Source organism: Saccharothrix sp. CCNWYY140 (assembly GCF_037401995.1).
Lineage (GTDB): Bacteria > Actinomycetota > Actinomycetes > Mycobacteriales > Pseudonocardiaceae > Actinosynnema.
On the sequence record NZ_JBBEGC010000016.1, the window covers coordinates 19,747 to 41,803 of the forward strand.

The window sequence follows — 22,057 nt, forward strand, 5'->3', positions numbered from 1 at the left end:
TCGTGCCTTTCGAAGAAGGAGAAGAGGATCAGGAACCGGGCGGCGTGACGATCTGCGTGGAGCCGCAGTTCTCGCTGATGCCGAAGCCGTACTGCTTGATCACGTTCTGGTTGGCGCAGATCAGCGAGCCGGAGCCGACGAAGATCTGGGCGTACTGCGGGTCGGTGACCTTCGCGGTCGGGATGACGTTGTAGACGTCCCGCTTGAACGTCGACGACGTGTTGAGCTGCGAAGGCGCGACGCCGTTGAACGTGGCCAGCACGGCCTTGCCCTGCGCGGCCGGCGCGGTGCCGTAGACCTGGGACAGGTAGACGGCGATCGAGTACGGCAGGATGTGCTTGGTGTCGGTCAGGTACGTGCCGACGTGCTCCTGGATCGGCTCGTTGTTGACGTCCACGTCGGTGACGCACGGGAACTGCGTGGTGAAGTTCGCCGTGTTGGTCAGGCCCAACTGCTTGAGGAAGAAGTCCCGGCTGCCCGAGCCGAACTGCGGCAGCAGCGGCTTGAAGTTGGTGCCCGAGCCGGGCGCGGTGCAGTTGTAGATCGACTTCAGCTGCGCCGTGGTGAGCTTCTTGCTCAGGGTGCTGTCGCTGCGCACCGCGTAGGTCATCGCGTCGACCGCGAACGGCACGTAGGTCAGGTTCTTGCCCGCGTAGGACGCCGAGTTGTTCGACGAGGTGCGCGCGGCCTGCACGCAGCCGTCACCGGCCTCCAGCGAGGCGACCAGGGCCGTGACACCCGCGCCCGAGGAGCCGGGGCGCGCGATGACGCAGCCGGTCTCCTTGGTCTTGATGGTGTCGGTGCCGCGGGCGTCGTAGGAGCCCAGGCGCTTGACACCGTCCACCGTGATGGCGTCGGCCAGGCCGTTCATGACGGTCTGCGTCGTGTCCGAGCCGACGATCGCGATGTCGCGGTAGGTGGGCGTGCCGGTCGGGTCGGCCTGGGCCGGGGAGGCCACGAGGGCCGCCGCGGCCAGGGCGGCGAAGGCCGCGCAGAGCAAACGCTTCCTGCTCACTGCATGTATCCTTTTCTCCGCAAAGGGTGCGCGGACTGCTGTCCGCACACGTGTGCCGGTGTTGGCGCACCGGCTCGGTGCTTGTCCGGTCCCGCTGGAGCGGCAACTCCTGCGGGCCGGGCGGGCACATCACCTCCCCCTTGTTCTCCTGCCTGGTTTGTCGCGCCCGGGGTTGCCGGGCGGACAAGTCGAGATGAGCGGCGGACGTCACTCGGGTGTTCGGCCGCCGCCCAGGCGCAACAGCACCGGTCCGGCCGCGGTCGCCACGCCGCCCGCGACGAGCAGGCCCGCCAGCAGGTACCGCAGCGCCCACGTGACCGGCAGCGCCGGCGTGGCCCGGACCTCCGCGACCGGCGTGGCGGACGTCGAGGTGGGCGCCGGTGCGGCGGGCGGTGGCGGCGGTGCGGACGCCGGTGCCTGCGTGGGTCGGGTGGTCGTGGCGGTCGTCCGGGACACGGCTTGCGCCTCGGTGGGCAGCGGTTTGCCCGCGTCGCGCTCGATGACGGTCGCCGCGTCGGCGGCCTGCTTGCGCATCGAGTCCGGCAGCGGCAGGTAACCCAGCGGCAACTGGCCGGTCGCCTCGCCCCGGGTCTGCCCCTGACCGGTGGCGTAGCGCAGGAACCTCGCGTACTCCGCGCCGCGCTTCTTGTCCACTGTGGAGGGTGCGAGGGCGGCGTAGGTGACGTTGGGCAACGGGTACGCGCCGGCCGCGGTCGCCTTCGGGTTGGGTCGCTTCACGCCCGGCACGGCGGTCGGGGTCATCTCGTTCAGCGCGGCGGCCAGTCCGGCGTCGTCCGGGGCCACGAAGGCCCCCGACGCGTTGCGCAGCTTGGCCGTGGGCAGGCCGTAGCGGGCGGCGGTCGCGGTGTCCACCACGGCCAGCAGGCTGCGCTCGCCGATGGACTGGCGCGGCACCCGCGAGTAGCCGGGCTTGGCCGGGTCCGCCGGGTCGGGCAGGCCGTTGGGCGTCTTGCCCAGGGTGTCGCCGCGGCTGATCGCGCGGCCGGCCTCGTGCAGGTCGGCGGCCAGCGGGCGCAGCAGCAACGCGCACTCCGGGCCGATCTTCGGCAGGTCCACGCAGGTCAGGTCCTGCTTGGGGAAGTTGGGCACGGGCAGCGCGAGGCCCTTGTAGTTCTTGTTGACGACCATGCCGTGCGGGTCCGGGGCGCCGTTGAGGAACGCGCGGGCGTCCGGGTCGGCGTCGATCCACGTCCACAGCGCGGTCACGGCGTCGAGGTCGGTGGAGGGCGACAGGATGTCCAGCGCGTTCATCAAAGCCCCGTACGTGCGGTACTCGGGGTTGAGGTCGAGGAACTCGGGGTCCTCGTTGAGCCGGCGCGGGTTGTTCGCGAGGTAGTCCTGGCCGCCGGGCACGACGTCCCGGTAGGACTGGGTGAGCAGCTTCGCGACCAGCCTCGGGGTGAGCTTGAGGTCGGTCATCAACTGCCCGTCCCGACCCCACACCAACGGGTCCGGCTCGACCTCGGGGCCACGGGACTGCCGTTCCAGCACGAACGCGATGGCGAACCCGGACACGGCGACCGGCGCGTACACGACGGGCCGGGTGGCCTGGTCGGGCGACTGCGGCTCGCTCATCAGGACCATGCCGGGGTCGGACACCGCCAGCTGGTCGCGGGCGATGCCGTCGGGCACCTGCGTGAACCCGAACACCGTGCCACCGCCGGCGCACAGCGCGGGCTGCCAGCGCGCCACCGCGTCGGCGACGAACTCGTGCCCGGTCAGCGACCGCTCCTCCACGCCGATCGGGCACGCCCGGCCCACCGGCTGGAACTCCAGCTTGACCTGGATCTTGTTCTTCCAGTTGGTGGCGCTCAGCGGCGAGGAGTCGAGGTTGCTGGACGTGTGGTCCACGCCGGGCTTGCGGCCGTTGACCTCGGTGTCCCCGCGCGGGACGACGACCAGCCAGCAGTGCCGGGGTTTGCCCTGGTCCGGGCCGTCCTCGCGGACCGACCCGCAGCCCAGCCCGTAGGCCTCCAGCGCGGTCTGCACCTCGAAGTCCAGGTCGCCGGTGCCGTCGCGGCGGGTCTTGGCGAAGGGCACCTCGTTGGTGGTGCCGCCGTCGAAGTACTTGCCGAAGCTGGTGGTCGGCTCGCCCTTGGCGGGCCGGAAGGGGACGTACGCGGCGCCGCTCGCGGGCGGTTCCTCGGTCTCGGCCGGGTCCCTGGGGTTGTGGTACCGGATCTGGCGGCCCTTGGTGTAGTCGCCCAGGCCCAGGCCGTTCTGCGCCTCCAGGCCGCCGAACTGGCACTGCTCGCGGGTCGGCCCGGCGGGGTCGTCGCCCCAGCACTGCATGACCTGGAGGTAGTGGGTGGCGAACCGGCCGACCGGGCCGGTCTCCCGGCCGCCGGTCCAGCTGATCCGCACGGTCTGGTTGATCAGGCCCTTGGTCTGGGCGACCGTGACCTTCAGGTCCTCGAACTCCCCGGTCCCGGACACGGTCTGCGCCGAGTCCGTCTGGGCGGTCGCGGCCGGCGGCCACACGGCGACGCCGGTGAGGACCAGGAGCGCGGCCAGCAGCAGGCGTCTCATCCGTTCCCGTCCCGTCTGCGCAGGTGTCTGGCGACCAGCGGCGGGCCCACGACCAGCGCGGCCAGCAGCACGGCGGCGATCACGATCAGCAGGGTGGTGTCGTTGTCGCGCACGTCCACCGACACCGGCACCGCCGAAGCGCCCTGCACGGACCGGCGCGCGGTCTTCGGGTCGTCGACCGCGGCCTGCTGTTCACCGGGGGTGTCAGCGGCGGCGGGCGCGTCGGTCTGCTGCGCGGCGTCGGCCTGCGGGGTGTCCGACCCGCCGCCGGTGTCGGTCTCCTCCGGCGCCCCGCCGGTGCCCTCCTTGCACTGCGCCGCGCCCTGCTTGTCGCAGTCCGGCGGCATGGGGGCGTTCTTGGCCAGCGTGTTGGACCCGTCCGCGGAGAACGTCGGGTTGTTGCACTTGCTGATGTCCTTGTTCTGCCGGGTCGTCCCGGGCACGCGGGCCACCTGGTCCAGGCCGGCGCGGACCAGGTTGATCGGCAGCGGCGAGAAGCCGAGCCGGTCGGCCTGCTGCTGGCCCTCGCACAGGAAGTAGTAGGCGAAGTCGGACAGCGTCCGCCCCTTGTCCTTGGTGAACTTCCCGCCTTCGACGACCGGCAGGATCATGTAGCTGTAGCTGGCCATCGGGTAGCTGCGCGGGTCGGGGTTGGCGTAGACCTGCCCGAGTTCCTGGGTGAGGTCCTCGCGGATGCCCGCCTTGAGCAGCGCCACGGCCACCGCCGTCGCCTTGGGCTCGACGTAGTAGCCGGCCGCGTTGAGCAGCTTGGCCACCGGGAAGTTCGCGTTGCGGGCGTAGGAGTACTCGACGTAGGTGATCGAGCCCTCGCTGCCCTCCTGGCGCACGTAGTTCGCCACGCCGAGCGAGCCGTTCTGGCCGACCACCGGCGCGATCAGCGGGTAGTTGGAGGTGAACCCGCAGGGGGTGGCGCGCTGGGCGCGGCGGCAGAAGTCGTCCCACGCCGCGGGGTGCTGGGCGGCCATCCACGCGGTGAACTGGGCGCTGGTGCCCGAGCCGTCGGACCGCACGACCGGCACGACCTTGCGGTTGGGCAGCTTCAGGCCGGGGTTGTCGCGGGCGATGGCCGGGTCGGCCCAGGAGGTGATGGCCCCGGTGAAGATCTTGGTGACCACCTCGCCGGACAGCCGCAGGTTGGTCACCCGCTTGCCGCCGATCTTGAGGTTGTACATCAGCGACGTGCCACCGGCCACGATCGGCATGTAGGCGAAGGAACCCGCCGGCGGCGAGGCCTCCTTCTTGCCGTTGTCCTCCAGGCCGTACGGGATCTCGGAGACCGCGAAGTCCACCTGGCCCGCGCGGAACTGGTTGCGGCCGTCGCTGGACCCGGTGCCGGCGAAGCTGATCCGCATGCCGTACTGCACGACGTTCTTGCGCCACTGGTCCAGCGCGTTGTAGCTCCACGTCGAACCCGCGCCGCTGATGGGCGTGTAGCTCTGCGCGGCGGCCGGGGGCGTCGTGCCCAGCAGCAGGCCGAGCACCGCTAGGACCGCCAGGGTGGTCCTGGTCATGACTCTCCTTGGACGGCTTGGATGCGGTGGAAGTGGGCCCGCGACTGCCGCTCCCGGCGGCGGGCCTGGCGCGCGGACTGCTCGCCGGGTCCGCGCCCGCCGACCACCCTGGCCAGCACGAACAGCACCAGCACCAGGCCCATCAGCACGGCCGCCGCGCCGAACCCGCGTTCCTTCATGGTCGGTTCGGACGAGGTGACGAGCTGGTAGGTGGCCAGCGGCAGCGACACCTGCGAGCCGACGAACGGGTTCCAGTTCAGGAACGGGGTGAAGCCGGCCGTGATGAGCACCGGCGAGGTCTCGCCGATGCCGCGCGCGGTGGCCAGCAGCACGCTGGTGGTCAGGCCGGACCGGGCGGTGGGCAGCGTGACGTGCCACGCCGTCCGCCACTGGCCGACACCGAGCGCGAGCGAGGCTTCCTTGAGGGAGCTGGGCACCAGGCGCAGCACCACGTCCGCCGCCCGGATCATGATCGGCAGCATCATCACGCTGATCGCGCAGCCCGCCGCGAAGCCGGAGCGTTCGAAACCCACCACGAGGATGAGGGAGGCGTAGACGAACAGACCGGCCACAATGGACGGCAGGGCGGTCATGGCCTCGACGACCGTGCGCACCAGGCGGGTGAACAGGCCCCTGGTCTCGTTGAGGAACACCGCGCAGGTCAAGCCCATCGGCACGGTGATGACCAGCGCGATGGCGATCTGTTCCAGCGTGCCGACCGCCGCGTGCAGGACGCCGCCGAGGTCGAGCGGGTCCAGCGTGCCGGCGTCGGCCATGTCCTCGGTGAAGAAGTTCAGGTGCCCCAAGGCGTCGAAGCCCATGACGATCGGGTAGATCACGATGGTGAGCAGCGCGGCCAAGGCGAGGAACGCCAGGCTGTGCACGACGGCACTGGCGACCTTGTCCCGCACCGCCAGGGCGTTGTCGTCCAGGGACACCAGGAGGGCGTACAGGCCGAGGAACACCGGGTAGGCGATGGCGATGAACCCGACCACGCCGGAGAACGGCGCGATCCGGTCGAACAGCAGGCCGGTGAGGGCGACGGCGGACGCCAGTGCGCCCAGCACGACGGCGACGTCCGCGCCCCGGCGGGCACGCGTCACGCGGCGGACTTCGGTCATGGTCAGTCGCTCCCCTGCCCGGAGCGGCTGCGCGCGATGACCGCCGACGCCGCGAAGTTCACGATGAGCGTGAGCACGAACAGCGCCAGGCCGGCGGCCATCAGCGCGGACAGGCCGAACGGGCTGGCCGCGCCCCAGCGCTGGGCGATGAGCGCGGACACGGAGTTGCCGCCGCTGCCCAGGATCTGGGTCTGGATGGTGAACACCGGCGCGATGATCATCGCCACGGCGATGGTCTCGCCGAGCGCGCGGCCCAGGCCCAGCATGGTGCCGCCGATCATGCCGCTGCGCCCGAAGGGCAGCACGACGCTGCGGATCATGCCCCACCGGGTCGCGCCCAGGGCGTAGGCGCCCTCGCGTTCCCCTTGCGGGGCTTGGGTGAACGACTCGCGCATCACCGAGCAGATGAACGGCATGACCATGAACCCGACGATCAGGCCGGCCCAGAACGTCGAGGTCACGTAGGCCGCGTCGGTGGCCAGCGGGTCGGTCGGCTCGACGCCGTCCACGTGCAGGAACGGGATCCAACCGAACTGGAGGGACAACCAGCGCGGCACGTCGACGCCCTGCCACTGGAGGTAGACCGAGCCGAACAGGCCGTAGACGACGCTGGGCACCGCGGCCATCAGGTCGACCATGCTGGTCAGCGCCCGCTTGAGCCGGCGCGGCGCGTACTCCGAGATGTAGAGGGCCACGCCCAGCGCCAGCGGGAACGCCACCACCAGCGCGACGGACGCGATGAGCAGCGTGCCCACCAGGACCGCGGCGATGCCGAAGTTCAGCGAGTCCGGCTCCCACGCCTGCGTGGTGAGGAAGTCGAACCCCACCGCCGAGAACGCCTCGGCGCCCTGCGTCAGCAGGAACAGCCCCACGGTGGCCATGACGGCCAGCACGGCCAGTCCGGCGCACCGCAGCAGCAGCCGGAACACCCGGTCCACCCCGCCGGGCGGGGCCACCCCGCGGCGTGGCTCGTCCGGCGGCGCGACGGGCGGCGCGTCCAGGAGAAGCGTCATCTTCGGCGGCTCCGCGTTCTGATCGGTTCGGGCGCAAGCAGAACCCGTGCAGTTGGCCGTGCCCGGATGGGTTCGTGAACAACAGACGAACGCCCGACGCGAATTGGTGTCCGGTACTCCGAACAGCGGCGCGGACAATGGGCGGAGTTGTGCATCAGAAATGCTCCACGGCGGCGACGGGTGCTTCGACGACCAGATCGAGGAAACTGCGACAGGCGTACTGCGCCTGCACTCTGCGGTGATATCTGCGACTGGACACGGCCACGTCCGAAGCCCCGAGACGGAGCCGCCACGACCACAGCTGGGTGTCCCTGGACAACGCGGGAGTGCTGCTCGCGAGGCCTTTCCGCAACTCGGTGAGCGCCTGCGCGCACGCGTCGACGGTCGGGAACGACCCGGCCGCCTGCCCGAGGCTGCGGTTGTTCGCGGAGAGGAATCGCCACGTCACACCGTGCGCCGGGGAACGGTAGATCTGGAAACGCGCGACCGCCATCGGGGTTTTCTCCCATCACTGGCCCGCCCCCCGACGTCGAACGAAATGCTCAGTTTCGAGAGTGGACAGCAGAAAAAGAACCAGTAGCCGGCGCGTGTCCATCATCCTCACAGCGGACTGCGTCACGTAGGACACCCGGACCACCACGCAACGCCACCGGCGGGGTCGTCCCAGGGCGTTCGGCGGCATACCGAAAACACATAACTTGGCGCGATATGACCGCTGTTCTCGCTGGTCATAGGCCTATTGGGGCAACTGCCCGAACTGGCAAGTGTTAAGGCTCGATGGGCTTACCAGCGGGCGTTACACAGGAGTGGTCTAGTCCACATCGCGAACCGATGAGGACGTCACACCGAGTTCTCGGTATTCCCTGCATGCCCGAGGAGCTGGCATGAAACGCAGAATCGGCACGTACCTGGCCGCCTGCCTGACCGCCCTGTCGGTCCAGGTGGCGGGCGGCCCGACCCAGGCCGCACCCGCACCCGCCGCCGACCCGGTGGCGTTGGCCGCGGCAGCCGCCGACCGGGCGGCGGCGTCCGGCTTGGACGCCCTCGCCAAGGGCCCCGACGAGCAGTTCCAGCGGCGGGCGGTCCACAAGGGCGGCGTGCCCGGCCGCAAGGACCTCTACTACGTGGCCTACGAGCGCACCTACAAGGGCCTGCCCGTGGTCGGCGGCGACGCGGTCGTGGCCACCGACGCGGCGGGCAAGGTGCTCGACACCGTCTCCGCCGACGAAGGCGGACTCGCCGTCGACATCCGGCCGCGCATCGACAAGGAGCGCGCGATCGACATCGCCCGCACCCAACTGTCCACTGTGGACAGGGTCGAGGGCGCCACGCTGTCCGTGCTGGCCAAGGATCACGGCAAGCTGGTCTACGAGACCGTGGTCACCGGCACCCGCGACGGCGAGCCCAGCCGCCTGCACGTCTTCGTCGACGCCCGCACCGGCGTGGTCGAGGACCTGGTCGACGACGTCCGGGCGGGCACCGGCACCAGCCAGTGGAACGGCCCGAACCCGCTGACCATCGACACCAGCGGCAACAGCACGGTCGACGACACCCGCCCCGGCGTGCGGTGCGTGGACTACTCGACCAACCAGCCGTTCACCAAGGCGTCCAACTCCTTCGGCAACGGCCAGGCCACCAGCAAGGAGACCGGCTGCGTCGACGTGCTGTGGTCCACCCAGAAGCAGTGGGAGATGCTGAAGAACTGGTTGGGCCGCAACGGAATCGACGGCAACGGCCGCGGTGTCACGGTCAAGGTCGGCCTGAACGCGGTCAACGCGTACTGGACCGGCCAGCACATCGAGATCGGCCACAACAACGCCAACCAGTGGATCGCGTCGATGGACGTCGTCGGCCACGAGCACGGCCACGCCCTCGACCAGCACACGCCCGGCGGCGCGGCACGCGAAGCCGGCCTGGGCGAGGCGACCGGCGACATCTTCGGCGCCCTGACCGAGGCCTACGCCAACGAGCCGTCGCCCTGGGACACCCCGGACTACCTCGTCGGCGAGTCGGTGAACCTGGTCGGCCGGGGCCCGATCCGCAACATGGCCAACCCGCAGGCGGTGTCGAACCACCCGAACTGCTGGTCCAGCGCCATCCCCGGCACCGAGGTGCACGCGGCGGCGGGTCCGTTCAACCACTGGTTCCACCTGCTGGCCGAGGGGTCGAAGAACAGCCCCACGTGCGACGGCTCCACCATCCCGGCGGGCATCGGCATCCAGGCCGCGGGCCGGGTGTTCTACAACGCGATGCTGCTCAAGACGTCGGGCATGACCCACTTCAAGTACCGGGTGGCGACCCTCACGGCGGCGAAGAACCTCGACCCGACGTGCAAGCAGTACAACGCGGTGAAGGCGGCGTGGAACGCGGTGAGCGTGCCCGCGCAATCCGGTGAGCCCACCTGCACCCCGGTGCCGGTGGACGACTTCAGCCTGTCCCTCACCCCGGCGTCGGGCACGGTCCAGCCTGGCGGCTCCACGACCGCGACCGTCGACACCACCACCGTCACCGGCACCCCGCACACGGTCGCCCTCACCGCGTCCGGCCAGCCCGCGGGCGTGTCGGTGTCCATCACGCCGTCGTCGGTGACCTCCGGCCAGTCGGCCACGCTGAGCGTGTCCACCACGGCGTCGGTCGCGCCTGGGACGTACCCGATCACCGTGAAGGGCGTCGGCGGCGCGAACACGCACACCGTCACCTACACCCTGACCGTCGGCGGCCAACCCCCGACGAACGACTTCGCGCTCGCGGTCAGCCCGGACAGCGGCACGGTCCAACCGGGCGGCACCACGACCACGACCGTCGCCACCACCGTGACGTCGGGCCAGTCGCAGAAGGTGTCCCTGACCGCCACCGGCCTGCCCGCGGGCACGACGGCCACCTTCGACCCGTCCACGGTCGCGGCGGGCGAGTCGGCCAAGCTGACCATCGCCACCAGCGCGTCCACCCCGGCGGGTGAGCACCGGATCACCGTCACCGGCACCGGCGCGGACGCGACCCACTCGGCCACCTACACCCTCACGGTCGGCGGCCAACCCCCGACGAACGACTTCGCGGTCACCCTGACCCCAACTAGCGGCACGGTCCAGGCAGGCGCGTCGACGACCAGCACGGTCAACACCACGACGACCGCCGGCTCGCCGCAGAAGGTCAGCTTCACCGCCACCGGCCTGCCCACCGGCGCGACCGCGACCTTCACACCCCTGTCGGTGGAGTCCGGGGAGTCGTCCACCCTGACCCTCGCCACAACCCCGACCACCCCGCAGGGCACCTACACCATCACCGTGACGGTCACGGGAGCCGACACCACCCACACCGCCACCTACACCCTGACGGTGGAGGGCAGCGGCGGCGGCTGCGGCCCCTTGCCCGCCTGGAACCCCACCACCTCGTACGTGCCGAACGACGAGGTCTCCCACAACGGCCACAAGTGGCGCTCGACCTGGTACTCGACCGGCGCGGAGCCGGGCGCACCCGGCTCGTGGGCCGTCTGGCAGGACCTCGGCGCCTGCTGACCCACAACCAGTGCCGCCGGGGCGTCACAGCCCCGGCGGCACCCTGTGGAAAACCCGTCTCACAACGGCTTTGCCGGCGGCTACCGTGCCGTCGTGAACATCCTCAACGTGGTCGACGTGGAAGCGACCTGCTGGGAAGGCACCCCGCCGCCCGGCCAGACCAACGAGATCATCGAGATCGGCCTCACCGTCGTCGACCTCGACGCCGGCGTCCGCACCGCCCGCCACCGCATCCTGGTCCGCCCGCAACGCAGCCGCGTCAGCGCGTTCTGCACCGAACTCACCGGCCTGACCCAAGCCGAGGTCGACACCGGCGTCACCTTCACCGAAGCCTGCCGCATCCTCGCCGCCGACCACGCCGCCTCGACCATCCCGTGGGCCAGCTGGGGCGACTATGACCGCAAGCAGTTCACGCGCCAGTGCCAAGCGACGAACACCGAATACCCGTTCTCCCGCAACCACACCAACGCCAAGGCCGTCTTCACGGAAGCCCACGGCCTCCGCAAACGCCCCGGCATGGCACAGGCTCTGGAGATCGCGGGTCTTCCGCTGGAGGGCCGCCACCACAGTGGCGAGGACGACGCCTGGAACATCGCCGCCCTCGTCCTCCACCTCCGCCGGAAGAACGCCTGGGTCAGCGCAGATCCGTCATGATCCGGTCGATCGCCTTGCCCAGCTTGGCGTACTTCTCCGTGTACAGCACCGGGAACAGCCCCGGCGGGTCGGCGGGCCGGTAGGTGTCCACGTAGTCCGTGCCCAGGTTGCAGAACACGACCACCACGTAGTTCCGGCCGTCCTTGCCGCGCAACGACTTCACGATCCCGGCGTCGCTGCCGGTGGTGTCCACCCAGCCGTTCTTGTGCGCGTAGGTCACCTCGGCCCGCGCGTCACAAGGCCGCACGTCCTGCCCGTACACGGCACCCCCGACGGTCACCGTGCCGTCGGGCTGCACCCACCGCGCCGGGGTCCGCTGCGGGATGCCCTGCACCGGGTAGTCCCGACCGCACCAGTTGGTGGTGGACAGCATCTCGTTGTGCCCCTGGTCCCCCAACGTCTTCAGGAGGAACTGCCGCGACGACCGGCTCAACGCCCCCGCCGTCACGCGCCGGCCGTCCTCGGTCCTCCACAGCACCCCGGGGCCGCCGTTGACCAGCAGCAGCAACTTGGCCGTGTCGATGCCGCTCATGTTCGAGCCGATCCACCGGCCGCCGTTCTCCGGCAGCGTGCCGGTGATCATCAGCGTCGGCAGGCCGAGGTCGACGAACGACTGGTTGAGCTCGTCCATCGCCTTGAGGTCGTGGATCATCTTGATCAGCGCGCACGTGGACTCGTTCTGCGACTTGGTGATCATCTCGTCGAAGAACTGCCGCACGGTCTTGGTCTGCTTGCCGCCGCACGCCGGCCTCGGCACGGTCGGGTCGTAGACGTACTCGCCGTCCAGCGACACCCGCCCCTGGTCGACCAGCCGCAGCACCCCGAAGCCCACCATCAGCTTCAGCACCGACGCCGGGTACGGCGAGGAGAAGTCGATCGGCGCGTCCTCACGGCCCGCCAGGACGTCCCGCGTGCCGCGTCCGCCGTTGACGTCCCACTCGGTGTCGTCCCACCAGCGGTAGCGGACCTGGTCGGTGGACAGCGTCCGCCGGTCCACCGGCACCACGACACCGGTCGGGTACTGCGGGCTGAGCAGCACGTCCGCCATCGCCAGCGGGCGGTCGGCGCCGTCCAGCTCGATCACCGCGACGTCGAGGTTCGGCGTCTGGTGCAGCGGTTTCCCGGCCGCCGGCGCGACGCGCGGCGTGGGCACCCCGTCGTACTTCTCCACCGGCTCGGCCGACCGCGCGGCCAGGCCCGGCTCCGGCGGCGTCAGGTCGATGACGTCCTTGAAGTCCTGCGCCACCACCGCCTGCCGGATCGCCTCGGCGAGCCGCGTCGCGCGGTCGCCGGACGCGTCGGCCGCGGCGACCGGGGTGACCGTCGCCGCGACCAGCGCCGCCAGCGCCGGGACGGCCGCGAACCTGAGCAATCTCATGCACACTCCCCCATCGGAAACCAACATTCCGACGGGGAAGTTAGTGCATAAGTGACCGATGCGTCGCTACCGGTAGCGGGGATTGGTGTTGTGCCACTCGAAACCGCCGCCCATCCACGACTTGAGGCCGCGCAGGAACCGCTGGACCTCCGGTGACGGCAGGACCAGCAACGACCGGTGCAGCTCCTCGAAGTCGCGGACGACCTTGTTATGCAGGTCCACGACCACTTCGGTGGCCTCCTCGACCGACACAGCCCGGTCGGCGGCGACCTGGAGCACCATGTTGACCACGGGCTTCTCGTCGGCCGCGTCCTTCTTCACCGACAGCAGGTCGTTGACCAGCACGGACGCCGTGCCCGCCTGGAACGCCGCCCGCCGCACATTCGGCTCGTAGTACAGGTTCGCGGGCACCTCGTAGCCGCCGACCGCGTCGATCAGCGTCATCGACGTGTAGAAGGTGTCGTGCTGGCGGGTGGCCAGGTACTTCCACGCGGGCGGGTACTCGCCGGTGTGCCGCCAGGCCGCGTAGCTGGTCCAGCTGACGAACATGGCGAAGGTCGAGTAGTTCACCCGCTGCACGATGGACGGCGTGCCGTACCGGGTGAGGTGGTCGATGCCCGTCCGCAGCGCGCGCAGCACCACCTCCGACCCCAGGACCTCCTCCAGCGGCACGGAGAACTCGCCCGCGTCGGGCAGCGGGTCCATCGCCGCCATCGCGATCGCCAGGCGCGGCGGCAGCTGGGTCGGTTCCGCGCCCATGCCGCTGTCGTCGGCGTACAGGTCGTCGGCCGCCCACCACGCCGCGTTGAGCTTGGCCGCGATCAGCAGCCGGTCCGGGTCCTCGGTGTCGACGTGGGTCAGCACGGCCAGCCGCCCGAACCCGGCCTTGCGCATGTGGTCGAGGTCCTCGCCCTCGAACCCGACCTCCTCCGCCCACGCCGCCAGGCCGTCCTCGACGACCTCGGTGAGCGCGTCGTCGACCCGCTCGGCGACCGGGACGTACAGCGGTGACGCGGTCCCGTCGCCCCACGGCCGTTCCAGGTAGCCGGGTTCCGGCGGCGGCTGCTTGGTCAGCTCGGCCACGACCCGCGCGGCGGACGTGCCCAAGCCGCTCGGCACGGTCCAGTCCGCGGCCACGGTCTCCGTCATCGTCGGTGCGCCCCTTGGTCTCGGGCGCGGGGACGGGTGCACGCCGCCCCCGCGCCGCGGCGGTCAGATGCGGTCGGCGGCGATCAGCAGGTAGTGGAAGCTGCCCTCGCGGTAGGCGGTGAGGAACGGGTCCTCGATGCCGGTCGCCACCGACGACTTCGCCCGCAGCTCCCAGTACGGGATGGTGGCGGCGGTCAGGTCGACCACGTTGATCGGCACGAACCCGTTGTCGGCCAACGCCCGGAAGTACTGGCTGCGCGGGTGGATGTTGCAGATGTAGTGCTGGTCGATCTGGCTGACCGCGCGCGACCGGCCGCCGGTGAGGTCGTTGTAGCAGCCGGTGATGCAGACGTACCGGCCGCCGGGGGCGATCAGCCGCGCGAACTCGCCGTAGAGCTGCTGGAGGTCCACGTACATCGTGGTCTCGTTGGTCCAGATGCCGCGCATCGAGCCGGTCTCGAACCCGGTGTCGAGCATGTTCTTGAAGTGGAACCGGACCTGGTCGTCCACGCCGCGCTTGCGGGCCTGGTCGTTGGCGAACTCGACCTGGGCCTCGGAGATGCTCACCCCGTCGACCCGCGCGCCGAACCGCTGGTTGGCCATGAAACTCGTGCCACCGCGACCCGACCCGCCGTCCATCATGCGCTCGCCGGGCTTGACGACGTCGCCGAAGTGGTCGAGCAGGACGTCGGCCTGCGCGGTCTCCAGGCGGTGCAACTCGGCGATGATGGCCTGGTCGCGCTGCTCGGGCGGCGCCTGGAGCACGGCCGGGTCGTAGGCCCCGATGCCGTAGTGGTGGTGGTACAGCCCGTCGACCTCGCCGAGCTTGATGTTGACCGGGTCCTTCTCCTGGTTCCAGTACTCGGCGACCGAGCGCTGGTACGCGCTGCGCAGCACCGGCTTCACATCGGTGGTCGGGGATTGTGCCGTGGCCATAGTCCGAGGCGCTCCTCACGGGGTCGTCTACTGGCGGCCCGGGCGTCGGGGGTCGGTCGTCCGGGACCGCTACCGAGCCTTGCAGCGGCCGACGACCCGGGGCCATCCACCGGAGGGGGCCGGCGTATGCCCTAACGAGTGGTTCGCCCGTCACCGATTGACGCCGCCCACGGCCTAATGCGACGCGCCGTTCGGCGGCGGGCACCCTCAGCCGGGGGATGGCCGGGACATCCGACCGGCGGAGACGCCGATGACCGGCGCGTACGACGACTGATCCGATGCAGTGTCCCCCGGTCGGGCGAACCGGTCAGCCGGTCAGGCCCGCGTCGTGCGCGAGGACGGCCGCCTGCACCCGGTTGGCGACGCCCAGCCGGCTGAGGATGGCGGTCATGTGCGCCTTGACCGTGCCTTCGGCCACGAACAGCCGCACCCCGATCTCCTGGTTGGACAACCCCCGCCCCACCAGCCCCAACACCTCCCGCTCCCGCGCGCTGAGCACGTCCACCCGCCGCCGCGCCTCTTCGTGCCGTTGGAGCCGTCCCCCGCGCAGGTCCTCCACCAACCGCTGGGCAACCCGCGGCGACAGGTACGCGGCCCCATCAGCCGCCGCCCTGACGCCGATGATCAACTCACGAGGATCGGCCGCCTTGAGCAGGAACCCACTCGCCCCGGACCCGAGCGCCTGAGCCACGTACTCGTCCTCGTCGAACGTCGTCAACATGACCACCGCGACCTCCGGCGCCACCCGCCGAAGCTCCTCGACAGCGGCAAGCCCGTCCACCCGAGGCATCCGGATGTCCAACAACACCACATCCGGCCGGTGCTTCAGGGCCAACTCGACCGCTTCCCGCCCGTCCCCCGCCTCACCGACCACCTCGATCCCGGGATCAGTCCCCAAGATCGTCTTGACCCCGGCCCGCACCATCGGCTCGTCATCGGCCAACACCACCCTGATCACCGCCGCTCCCCCCGCACCGGCACCCGAGCCGACACCACGAACACATCCCCCTCGACCCCGGCCCGGAACACGCCACCCACCAACCGCACCCTCTCCTCAAGCCCCGCCAACCCACTCCCCGCCGTCCACCCATCCACTGTCGTACCCCCGTGGGACAATGGAGACGGGGGCCGGAGGCCACCCACCAGCGCATTCACCACGCGCACCTCCACTTCCCGCTCCCCCCTCGACACCACGACGTCCACCTCACTCCCAGGCGCGTGCCGAGTGGCATTGGTCAACCCTTCCTGCACCACCCGGTGCACAGCCCGGTCCACCAACTCCGGCAGGACCCCGCCGTCCCCCTCCAACCGCACCACCATCCCGGCCCGCACCGCCCGCGCGACCAGGTCCTCCACCCCTTCGTCCACCGGCACCACGGTCGTCTCCCGCAACATCCCGACCGTCCGCCGCAGCCGATCCGTGGCCGCCACCGCCGACTCCCGCAGCTCACCCGCCGCCCGCCGGTTCGCCTCACTCAGGTCCGGAGCCAACTCCAGCCCACCGGCCCGCAACGCGATCAACGCCAACTCGTGCCCCAACGAGTCGTGCACGTCCGCCGCGATCCGCGCCCGCTCCCGCAACCGCGCCCGCTCGGCCACCAACTCCTGAGCCCGCCGCAACTCCACGATCAACAACGCCTGCTGCCGCCGGAACCTCCCGGCACCCCAAGGCAACCCGACGAACACCCCCAGGCACGCCACCGCCCCCGCCCACTCGACGACGTCGACCGCCATCAACCCGACCGCGGGCGCCGCCACCCCCACCAACACCGGCCACCCGCGAGCCACCCCCAGATACCGCCCGTGCAGGTAAGCCGCCACCGCAAGCCCCAGAAACCCCAACTGCCGCCAGAACGGCAACCCGTCCAACGCGAGCCCGTTGACCAGCCCGCCGACCGCGACCAAGCCCAGGACCAGGTAGTTCCTCACCGCCCGGACTGTAGCCGCCACACCCGCGCCCCCACCGTCGCCAACCCGGCCACCGCCGCGACCACCACCACGACCGTCAACGGCAGCGGGAAGTACGTCATCTGCGCCCAGGTAACGGTCCGCCCGTTCAACAACACCGACACAAGATCGGGATAAGCCGCCAACACCACAACCGGCACCACCCCAGGCACCAGCCGCACAACCACCTGCCACCGAGCACTACCAACCCTCTTGCGCGCCCACTTCCCAGCGCGCACAACCCCCAACACCCCCAACAGGGCAGCCAACGCCCCCAGCACCCCCAACACCAACTCGATACCTTGCCGACCGCCTCCAGTGGACACCGGCTCCCCGCCTTGGGTAGCCGCCACCAATGCCTTCAACACGTCATAGGCGTCGTCATGCATCGAGGCCGAGTTCAACATCACCGCATACCCGTACCCGGTACTCGGTGAGATCGCCTGCACAGCCGTGTACGTGAACAGATTCCCGGAGTGCACCAACAACCCACCCTCATCCGGCGCCCACCCCATGCCGTACTCCGCCACAGCAGACGGCGAGTGCATGACCTCCAAACTCCGCGGACTCACAACCTGCCGCCCACGCCCGTTCTGCGAGATCAACCACTTCCCCATGTCGGCAGCGGTGGTCACAACATCCCCGCTCCCACCACGAAACGCCGGCAACTCCCCCCTCCGCACCCACGCCCCGAACACCGAGTTGAACCCGTCCGGCACCTCCCCACCAACCCGACTGTCCACCATCCCCAACGGCCCAAAAACCCGCTCCCGCAAGAACTCCCCATACGACCGCCCGCTGGCCACCTCCACCAGCCGAGCCGCAATGTCGTAATTGGCATTGCAATACCGATACCGAGCCCCATGATCATCAGCCAACGACCCCTCGCGCAACCCCCCGACAAACTCCTCCAACGACCGAACCCGCTCCAACGCCGACGTGTCCAACGTCCAGTCGGCAAGCCCAGAAGTCTGATTGAGCAACTGCCGCACAGTAATCCGCTCAGCCCGAGCATCCCCCATGACAAACCCAGGCACCTGCGCCGCAACCGTGCCATCCAAGGCGATCTTGCCGTCATCCACCAAGGCCATCACAGCCGCAGCCGTGAACGACTTGCTCACCGAAGCAACCCGCATAGGCGTACGAGCAGAAACCCCTTCCCCATACCCCCCAACATGAACAACCTCATCCCCCCGAGTCACCACAGCTGACAACCCAGGCACCCCGGCATCCCCCAACGCCTGCCGCAACACCCCCTCAATCCCAGACGCAGTCCCCCCGCCTCCCGGCATCGCCAACCCCACAACAACCGCAAAGACCAGCGCTTTCACCATGCCAACAACCTACGAACGCCCCACCCCCACCCAGATCCCCCAACCCGCCACGCCCACCTGGACGAAAGTCATACCCGCGCAAGCCATCACTTCTGGTGGGCAGCGCTCTACGCCGCGGCCGGCATCCTGACCGCGTTCATCGTGCCGTCTTCACGTGGTGGAGCCGCGCGGCGGCTCGGGTGTCAGACGCGCTGTTCGTCCTCGACCAGGCGCAGGCCCATGTTGCGGGCCACCGTCTCGGCCCTCCGCCTGGCCTCGTCGTACGGCGCGGGACGCAGGTCGAAGTCGTCGGTGGTCATGAAGATCAAGGACCTGCCCCGCCCGGACAGGATCAGTGCGAACGTGTCCACGTAGGACCCGACCCCGAACCAGCCCGCCACGGACTGCACGCCCAGCGGCAGCCCAGGGGCCTCCTCCAGCGGCACCAGGTCGAGCCACTCCTCGGCCGCGTGCGCGCCACGCATGGCCAGGTCGGGCTCGGTGTCCCACCGGATCTCGTCCCGGCGGCCCGGTCCGCGGCAGGACAGCCCTTCCTGGGCGTAGGACAGCGTCACGAAGCCGCGGTCCGTGTCGAGCACCAGCGTGCCGGGCAGCGGGATGGCGCCGTCCTCGGACACCGCCGCCAACCGCCAGACCGCGTTGACGGTCACCCCGAGCAGCGCGCGGGCGAACGGGGTCAGTTCCCCGACGGACTGGGGTTGTTCCACGGCGCACCTCCTGCTGCTCCACCGCTCTTCACGCTGAGCGCGGTGATCCACTCGCCATCCGGCTTCCGCACGATGATCAGGTCACCGCGCCGGGACCATATCGCGTTGTCCACGGACATGTACCGCCCCACGCCCACCTGCTCGGGGTTGTCCACCACGTGTTGGATGTAGTCCTTGATGGCGTCCTGGGTCTCCGGCTTGCTGACCCCGTTGGGGATCTCGACCCCGTCCTCGCGTGCCGCCGACCGGATGTGCTGGGCGTGCTTGCGCATGTGGCCCAACGAGTTCTTGCCGTGCGTCACCTTGCCGTCGAGGGGGTCCTTCTGCGGGCCGGTGCCCTGGCCGGGCTGCCCGGACGACCCCTTCTCGGCGGGGCGGCCGGCCTGCGCGGTTTCGGCGACCGCTTCCTGGGCTTTGCCGACGTCACTGCTCGCGTCGACCTTGCCGAACTTCTTCGACGGCTTGCCCTTGCCGTCACCACCGCCGCCGGGCGGGCGGTTCGGGCCGCTGCCGCCGCCGGGTGTCTTGGCGTGCAGCACGCCCCACACCAGCAGCACGAGCAGTGCCAGGGACGTCCTCAGCACGGTTCCCACTCCCGCCTACCCGAGGAGTTTCGACAGGTTGTTGAGACTGGTGACCAGGGAGGTGGTGTAGACGAGGATGCGAGCCGCCCACTTGACCACCGCCGCCGCGATCTGCGCCGCGACCACCGGGATCGTGACCACGAACAACGCCTCCACCGCCCACACGATCACCCGGGCGACGAGGTCGGCGATCAGGTCCCGCACGATCTCGCGGGTCATCTCGACCAGTCCGCCCGCGCCCTCGGTGGCCTCGGCCAGCGCGGCGCAGACGGCGCCCAACCCGCCCAGCGCGTCGACGTTGTTGACCATCAGGCTGCGGTAGCCGTCGGCGGCGTCGCCCTGCCAGTCGGGGAAGTCGTTGTCCAGGTGGGTGGCCAGGTCCTGGGACATCGACGTCAGCTCGGTGGCCATGTTGTTCCACGTCGCCGCGTGCGACCGCACCACGTCCGGCTTGCCGGTCAGCTCGTCGAGCATCTCGCGCAGCGGCTCGAAGTACTCCATCGCCCAGCCCAGGCCGTTGGCGAGCAGGGCGCTGATCGGGTCCAGGACGGAGGCCGCAACCTCGACGCCCAGCGCCGTGCCGGCCAGCGCGTCGTCGACCCAGCCCTCGCTCCTGATCGCGTCGACCAGGCCCTCGATGCCGTCGGCCAGCCCGGACCCGGTCCACGCCTCGCGGGTGGACTCGACCGGCGCGACCAGGGAACCGTCGCTCACCGCGCCACCTCCCCGCCCGAGGTGCGGATCAGGTCGGAGTTGCCCTGTTCGACCAGCTCGTAGTACTCGGCGGTCTCGCGCAGGGCCTTGGCGACGAGGTCGAGGTTCTCCTCGACGTAGGCGATCAGCTCGTCCTGGCGGCGGTGGCGGTCCTCCAGGATGCCGGAGATCCACCCGCACAGCGCCCCGTACGCCTGGGCGTCGCCCGCGATGTGCCCGCTGGCCGACTTGACCGCACCGAACCGCGCCGCGACCGTCTCGACGTTGGCCGCGTGCTGCCGGATCTGCTCGGGGTCGACGTGGTAGCCCTGCCCCATCGCGTCAGCGCTCCTTCAGGTAGGACCGGCTGTCGAAACCGTCGTCGTCGTCCGGCTCGCCCCCGCCGCGCTCAGGCGCCGGCCCACCGCGCAACTGCTGCCCGACCCGCTCGGCGATCGCCCGCCCGGCAGGCGAGTCGGCGCCGATCGTGTCGGCGATGATCTCCTGGGACCGATCGGCCAACTGCCGCCGCGCGGCGGCCAACGTCGCCAGCACGACCCGCGACACCGCCTCCGGCGCCGTCCGCTGGATCCGGTCGGTGAACCGCAGATCGACCAACGCCCCGGTCGAGTCGACAGTCACTTCCGCCAACCCCCCAGGATCAGCAGCCGAAACCCGCACACCGCTCAACCGCTCGCTCATCGCCTGCGTGTCGGCGGCCAACTTGTCGATCCGCCCCTTCCACGCCACGAGCCGCTCACGAGCCCCATCCGGATCAAGGATGTCCCCGTCCACGATCCCTCCCGACTCAGGTCGTCATGCCCCTTCGACGGAGAGTAGTAACCACCGCACGACCTGCGTTGCCGAATGACCGGATCCACACGCCGCCCAGCGCAGCGGCGAGCAAACAAAATGCCGACCTCAACCGCCGAACACACGCTCCCCACACGCGGTGCGGAACTCGACCCGCACACGCAGCGCCACAGCCAACCGCCCAGCCAACCGCCCACCCCGCTCGTGCCACGCGGCCGTGGTCGCCTCGTCGGGGAAGCCCGAGCTCTCCGGGTCGCTGCGGTTGTACACGGCCTGGAACTCGTCGTCCCACGCGTCGATCGCCTTCGCCAAGTCCACAGGTGCCCCGAATTCGGCCACGAGTCGTTCGGCAGAGCAGTTGTCGGCAATCACCTCGTCCGCGGTGCGGACCCAGAAGGGGAAGCACTCCCACTCGGGCGCCACCAGGACCGAGATCAGTCGGCTCATTGTCCCCAACTCGGTAATTCGGATCCGTCTCCGCGCGCGGGCCACATCGCACATCCTTGAACGGCGCGACCGTCAGACACGCGTTCTCCGCGTCCGGCATGAAACGCGGTCCGAAGTCGCACGCGATCATAGGCGTGGGAGGTAGGCGGCGACCTCGGCGATGGCATCGAGGGTGTCGTGGTCGAACTGCCCGCTGGTTGTATTTTCAGCCTCGGCGACGGTAACCGCCGCGCCGTCGCGGTCGCTGCCATAGCGCAGCCCGGTGAACTCGATGTGCCCCAACTCCGACAACGCGCCGGCGAGCGGGGTGATGTCGCCGCTGCCGTGGATCTCCATGTTGCGGCCGTCCACCTCTTGGGGCCAGTGAAAAGCAAGATCGCCCGCCACCTGCTCCAACGCAGGTCAGCGGGCGATTCTCATGTCATGTTCACTTGTGGAGCTGAGGGGACTCGAACCCCTGACCCTCACACTGCCAGTGTGATGCGCTACCAGCTGCGCCACAGCCCCGTACCACTCACGTTCCCCGGCGGTTTGGCCCGCCGTTCTCGTGTGGCAATACCGTACAACATGCCGCCGCGTGGATGGAAATCGGGGGTACCACCGGAGCGTTTTGGCTGCTAAACCGGGGTGCATGGGTGCTGCGACGTTGGTGGAGCCGGACGCTGAGGG

At 70.1% G+C, this 22,057-nt stretch carries 21 protein-coding genes and 1 tRNA gene; 2 read left to right on the forward strand and 20 right to left on the reverse strand.

What is annotated here, in order from left to right:
- Window positions 1-28: 28 nt before the first annotated feature.
- From WBN91_RS11315 to WBN91_RS11340, 6 genes are all read right to left on the reverse strand, one after another.
- Window positions 29-1,015 carry a substrate-binding domain-containing protein gene (locus WBN91_RS11315; protein WP_337724070.1) on the reverse strand — a complete coding sequence of 329 codons (987 nt, stop codon included), beginning with the start codon at window positions 1,013-1,015 and terminating at the stop codon, window positions 29-31.
- Window positions 1,016-1,222: 207 nt separating this feature from the next.
- Window positions 1,223-3,565 (reverse strand): hypothetical protein, encoded by a 2,343-nt coding sequence (locus WBN91_RS11320; protein ID WP_337724071.1) that lies wholly within the window; start codon window positions 3,563-3,565, stop codon window positions 1,223-1,225.
- Window positions 3,562-5,097: a phosphate ABC transporter substrate-binding protein PstS gene (pstS, locus tag WBN91_RS11325; RefSeq protein ID WP_337724072.1), complete on the reverse strand. Its 1,536-nt coding sequence runs from the start codon at window positions 5,095-5,097 to the stop codon at window positions 3,562-3,564. The genes WBN91_RS11320 and pstS overlap by 4 nt, the downstream gene beginning before the upstream one ends.
- On the reverse strand, window positions 5,094-6,218 hold the full coding sequence (gene pstA, locus WBN91_RS11330) for a phosphate ABC transporter permease PstA (protein WP_337724073.1): 1,125 nt from the start codon (window positions 6,216-6,218) through the stop codon (window positions 5,094-5,096). The genes pstS and pstA overlap by 4 nt, the downstream gene beginning before the upstream one ends.
- 2 nt (window positions 6,219-6,220) lie before the next feature.
- Window positions 6,221-7,231, reverse strand: coding sequence for a phosphate ABC transporter permease subunit PstC (pstC, locus tag WBN91_RS11335; protein WP_337724074.1), 1,011 nt, complete (start codon window positions 7,229-7,231; stop codon window positions 6,221-6,223).
- A 154-nt stretch (window positions 7,232-7,385) separates the two neighbouring features.
- A complete protein-coding gene (locus tag WBN91_RS11340; protein ID WP_337724075.1) occupies window positions 7,386-7,724 on the reverse strand; it encodes a hypothetical protein in 339 nt (112 codons plus the stop codon).
- A gap of 391 nt (window positions 7,725-8,115) precedes the next feature.
- On the opposite strand from WBN91_RS11340, the gene WBN91_RS11345 reads away from it, so the two are divergent.
- Together WBN91_RS11345 and WBN91_RS11350 are read left to right on the forward strand one after the other, a co-directional pair.
- A complete protein-coding gene (locus WBN91_RS11345) occupies window positions 8,116-10,746 on the forward strand; it encodes a M4 family metallopeptidase (protein WP_337724076.1) in 2,631 nt (876 codons plus the stop codon).
- 93 nt (window positions 10,747-10,839) lie between these two features.
- The gene (locus WBN91_RS11350; RefSeq protein WP_337724077.1) at window positions 10,840-11,400 is read left to right on the forward strand and encodes a 3'-5' exonuclease; all 561 of its coding nucleotides are present in this window, start codon (window positions 10,840-10,842) and stop codon (window positions 11,398-11,400) included.
- Here WBN91_RS11350 and WBN91_RS11355 read toward each other — a convergent pair.
- From WBN91_RS11355 to WBN91_RS11420, 14 genes are all read right to left on the reverse strand, one after another.
- On the reverse strand, window positions 11,381-12,778 hold the full coding sequence (locus WBN91_RS11355) for a serine hydrolase (protein WP_337724078.1): 1,398 nt from the start codon (window positions 12,776-12,778) through the stop codon (window positions 11,381-11,383). The two genes, WBN91_RS11350 and WBN91_RS11355, sit on opposite strands and share 20 nt — an antisense overlap.
- Window positions 12,779-12,844: 66 nt before the next feature.
- A complete protein-coding gene (locus WBN91_RS11360; protein WP_337724079.1) occupies window positions 12,845-13,927 on the reverse strand; it encodes a family 2 encapsulin nanocompartment cargo protein terpene cyclase in 1,083 nt (360 codons plus the stop codon).
- 63 nt (window positions 13,928-13,990) lie between these two features.
- Complete coding sequence (locus tag WBN91_RS11365) at window positions 13,991-14,863, reverse strand: geranyl diphosphate 2-C-methyltransferase (RefSeq protein WP_337724080.1); 873 nt, start codon at window positions 14,861-14,863, stop codon at window positions 13,991-13,993.
- Window positions 14,864-15,170: 307 nt separating this feature from the next.
- The gene (locus WBN91_RS11370; protein WP_337724081.1) at window positions 15,171-15,821 is read right to left on the reverse strand and encodes a response regulator transcription factor; all 651 of its coding nucleotides are present in this window, start codon (window positions 15,819-15,821) and stop codon (window positions 15,171-15,173) included.
- Window positions 15,818-16,792, reverse strand: coding sequence for a sensor histidine kinase (locus tag WBN91_RS11375; RefSeq protein ID WP_337724082.1), 975 nt, complete (start codon window positions 16,790-16,792; stop codon window positions 15,818-15,820). The genes WBN91_RS11370 and WBN91_RS11375 overlap by 4 nt, the downstream gene beginning before the upstream one ends.
- A complete protein-coding gene (locus WBN91_RS11380; protein WP_337724083.1) occupies window positions 16,789-18,144 on the reverse strand; it encodes a serine hydrolase domain-containing protein in 1,356 nt (451 codons plus the stop codon). Before WBN91_RS11380 ends, WBN91_RS11375 begins: the two co-directional genes overlap by 4 nt.
- 182 nt (window positions 18,145-18,326) lie before the next feature.
- The gene (locus WBN91_RS11385) at window positions 18,327-18,851 is read right to left on the reverse strand and encodes a hypothetical protein (protein WP_337724084.1); all 525 of its coding nucleotides are present in this window, start codon (window positions 18,849-18,851) and stop codon (window positions 18,327-18,329) included.
- Complete coding sequence (locus tag WBN91_RS11390; protein ID WP_337724085.1) at window positions 18,821-19,435, reverse strand: hypothetical protein; 615 nt, start codon at window positions 19,433-19,435, stop codon at window positions 18,821-18,823. The genes WBN91_RS11385 and WBN91_RS11390 overlap by 31 nt, the downstream gene beginning before the upstream one ends.
- Window positions 19,436-19,450: 15 nt before the next feature.
- Window positions 19,451-20,149, reverse strand: a complete 699-nt coding sequence (locus tag WBN91_RS11395) for a WXG100 family type VII secretion target (RefSeq protein WP_337724086.1) — start codon at window positions 20,147-20,149, stop codon at window positions 19,451-19,453.
- A complete protein-coding gene (locus tag WBN91_RS11400) occupies window positions 20,146-20,466 on the reverse strand; it encodes a type VII secretion target (protein WP_337724087.1) in 321 nt (106 codons plus the stop codon). The genes WBN91_RS11395 and WBN91_RS11400 overlap by 4 nt, the downstream gene beginning before the upstream one ends.
- Before the next feature lie 4 nt (window positions 20,467-20,470).
- A complete protein-coding gene (locus WBN91_RS11405) occupies window positions 20,471-20,923 on the reverse strand; it encodes a YbaB/EbfC family nucleoid-associated protein (RefSeq protein ID WP_337724088.1) in 453 nt (150 codons plus the stop codon).
- Window positions 20,924-21,049: 126 nt separating this feature from the next.
- Window positions 21,050-21,388, reverse strand: a complete 339-nt coding sequence (locus tag WBN91_RS11410; protein ID WP_337724089.1) for a hypothetical protein — start codon at window positions 21,386-21,388, stop codon at window positions 21,050-21,052.
- A 126-nt stretch (window positions 21,389-21,514) separates the two neighbouring features.
- Complete coding sequence (locus WBN91_RS11415) at window positions 21,515-21,784, reverse strand: hypothetical protein (RefSeq protein WP_337724090.1); 270 nt, start codon at window positions 21,782-21,784, stop codon at window positions 21,515-21,517.
- A 38-nt stretch (window positions 21,785-21,822) separates the two neighbouring features.
- Window positions 21,823-21,895: transfer RNA gene (locus WBN91_RS11420), tRNA-Ala, on the reverse strand.
- Window positions 21,896-22,057 lie beyond the last annotated feature (162 nt).

Bases quoted from the DNA above. Each gene is read 5' to 3' on its own strand.
- WBN91_RS11345 (WP_337724076.1), top strand. From the start codon at position 8,116: ATGAAACGCAGAATCGGCACGTACCTGGCCGCCTGCCTGACCGCCCTG.
- WBN91_RS11410 (WP_337724089.1), bottom strand. From the start codon at position 21,388: ATGAGCCGACTGATCTCGGTCCTGGTGGCGCCCGAGTGGGAGTGCTTC.
- pstS (WP_337724072.1), bottom strand. From the start codon at position 5,097: ATGACCAGGACCACCCTGGCGGTCCTAGCGGTGCTCGGCCTGCTGCTG.
- WBN91_RS11340 (WP_337724075.1), bottom strand. From the start codon at position 7,724: ATGGCGGTCGCGCGTTTCCAGATCTACCGTTCCCCGGCGCACGGTGTG.
- WBN91_RS11360 (WP_337724079.1), bottom strand. From the start codon at position 13,927: ATGACGGAGACCGTGGCCGCGGACTGGACCGTGCCGAGCGGCTTGGGC.
- WBN91_RS11400 (WP_337724087.1), bottom strand. From the start codon at position 20,466: ATGGGGCAGGGCTACCACGTCGACCCCGAGCAGATCCGGCAGCACGCG.
- WBN91_RS11320 (WP_337724071.1), bottom strand. From the start codon at position 3,565: ATGAGACGCCTGCTGCTGGCCGCGCTCCTGGTCCTCACCGGCGTCGCC.
- WBN91_RS11380 (WP_337724083.1), bottom strand. From the start codon at position 18,144: ATGGTGAAAGCGCTGGTCTTTGCGGTTGTTGTGGGGTTGGCGATGCCG.
- WBN91_RS11365 (WP_337724080.1), bottom strand. From the start codon at position 14,863: ATGGCCACGGCACAATCCCCGACCACCGATGTGAAGCCGGTGCTGCGC.
- pstC (WP_337724074.1), bottom strand. From the start codon at position 7,231: ATGACGCTTCTCCTGGACGCGCCGCCCGTCGCGCCGCCGGACGAGCCA.
- pstA (WP_337724073.1), bottom strand. From the start codon at position 6,218: ATGACCGAAGTCCGCCGCGTGACGCGTGCCCGCCGGGGCGCGGACGTC.
- WBN91_RS11355 (WP_337724078.1), bottom strand. From the start codon at position 12,778: ATGAGATTGCTCAGGTTCGCGGCCGTCCCGGCGCTGGCGGCGCTGGTC.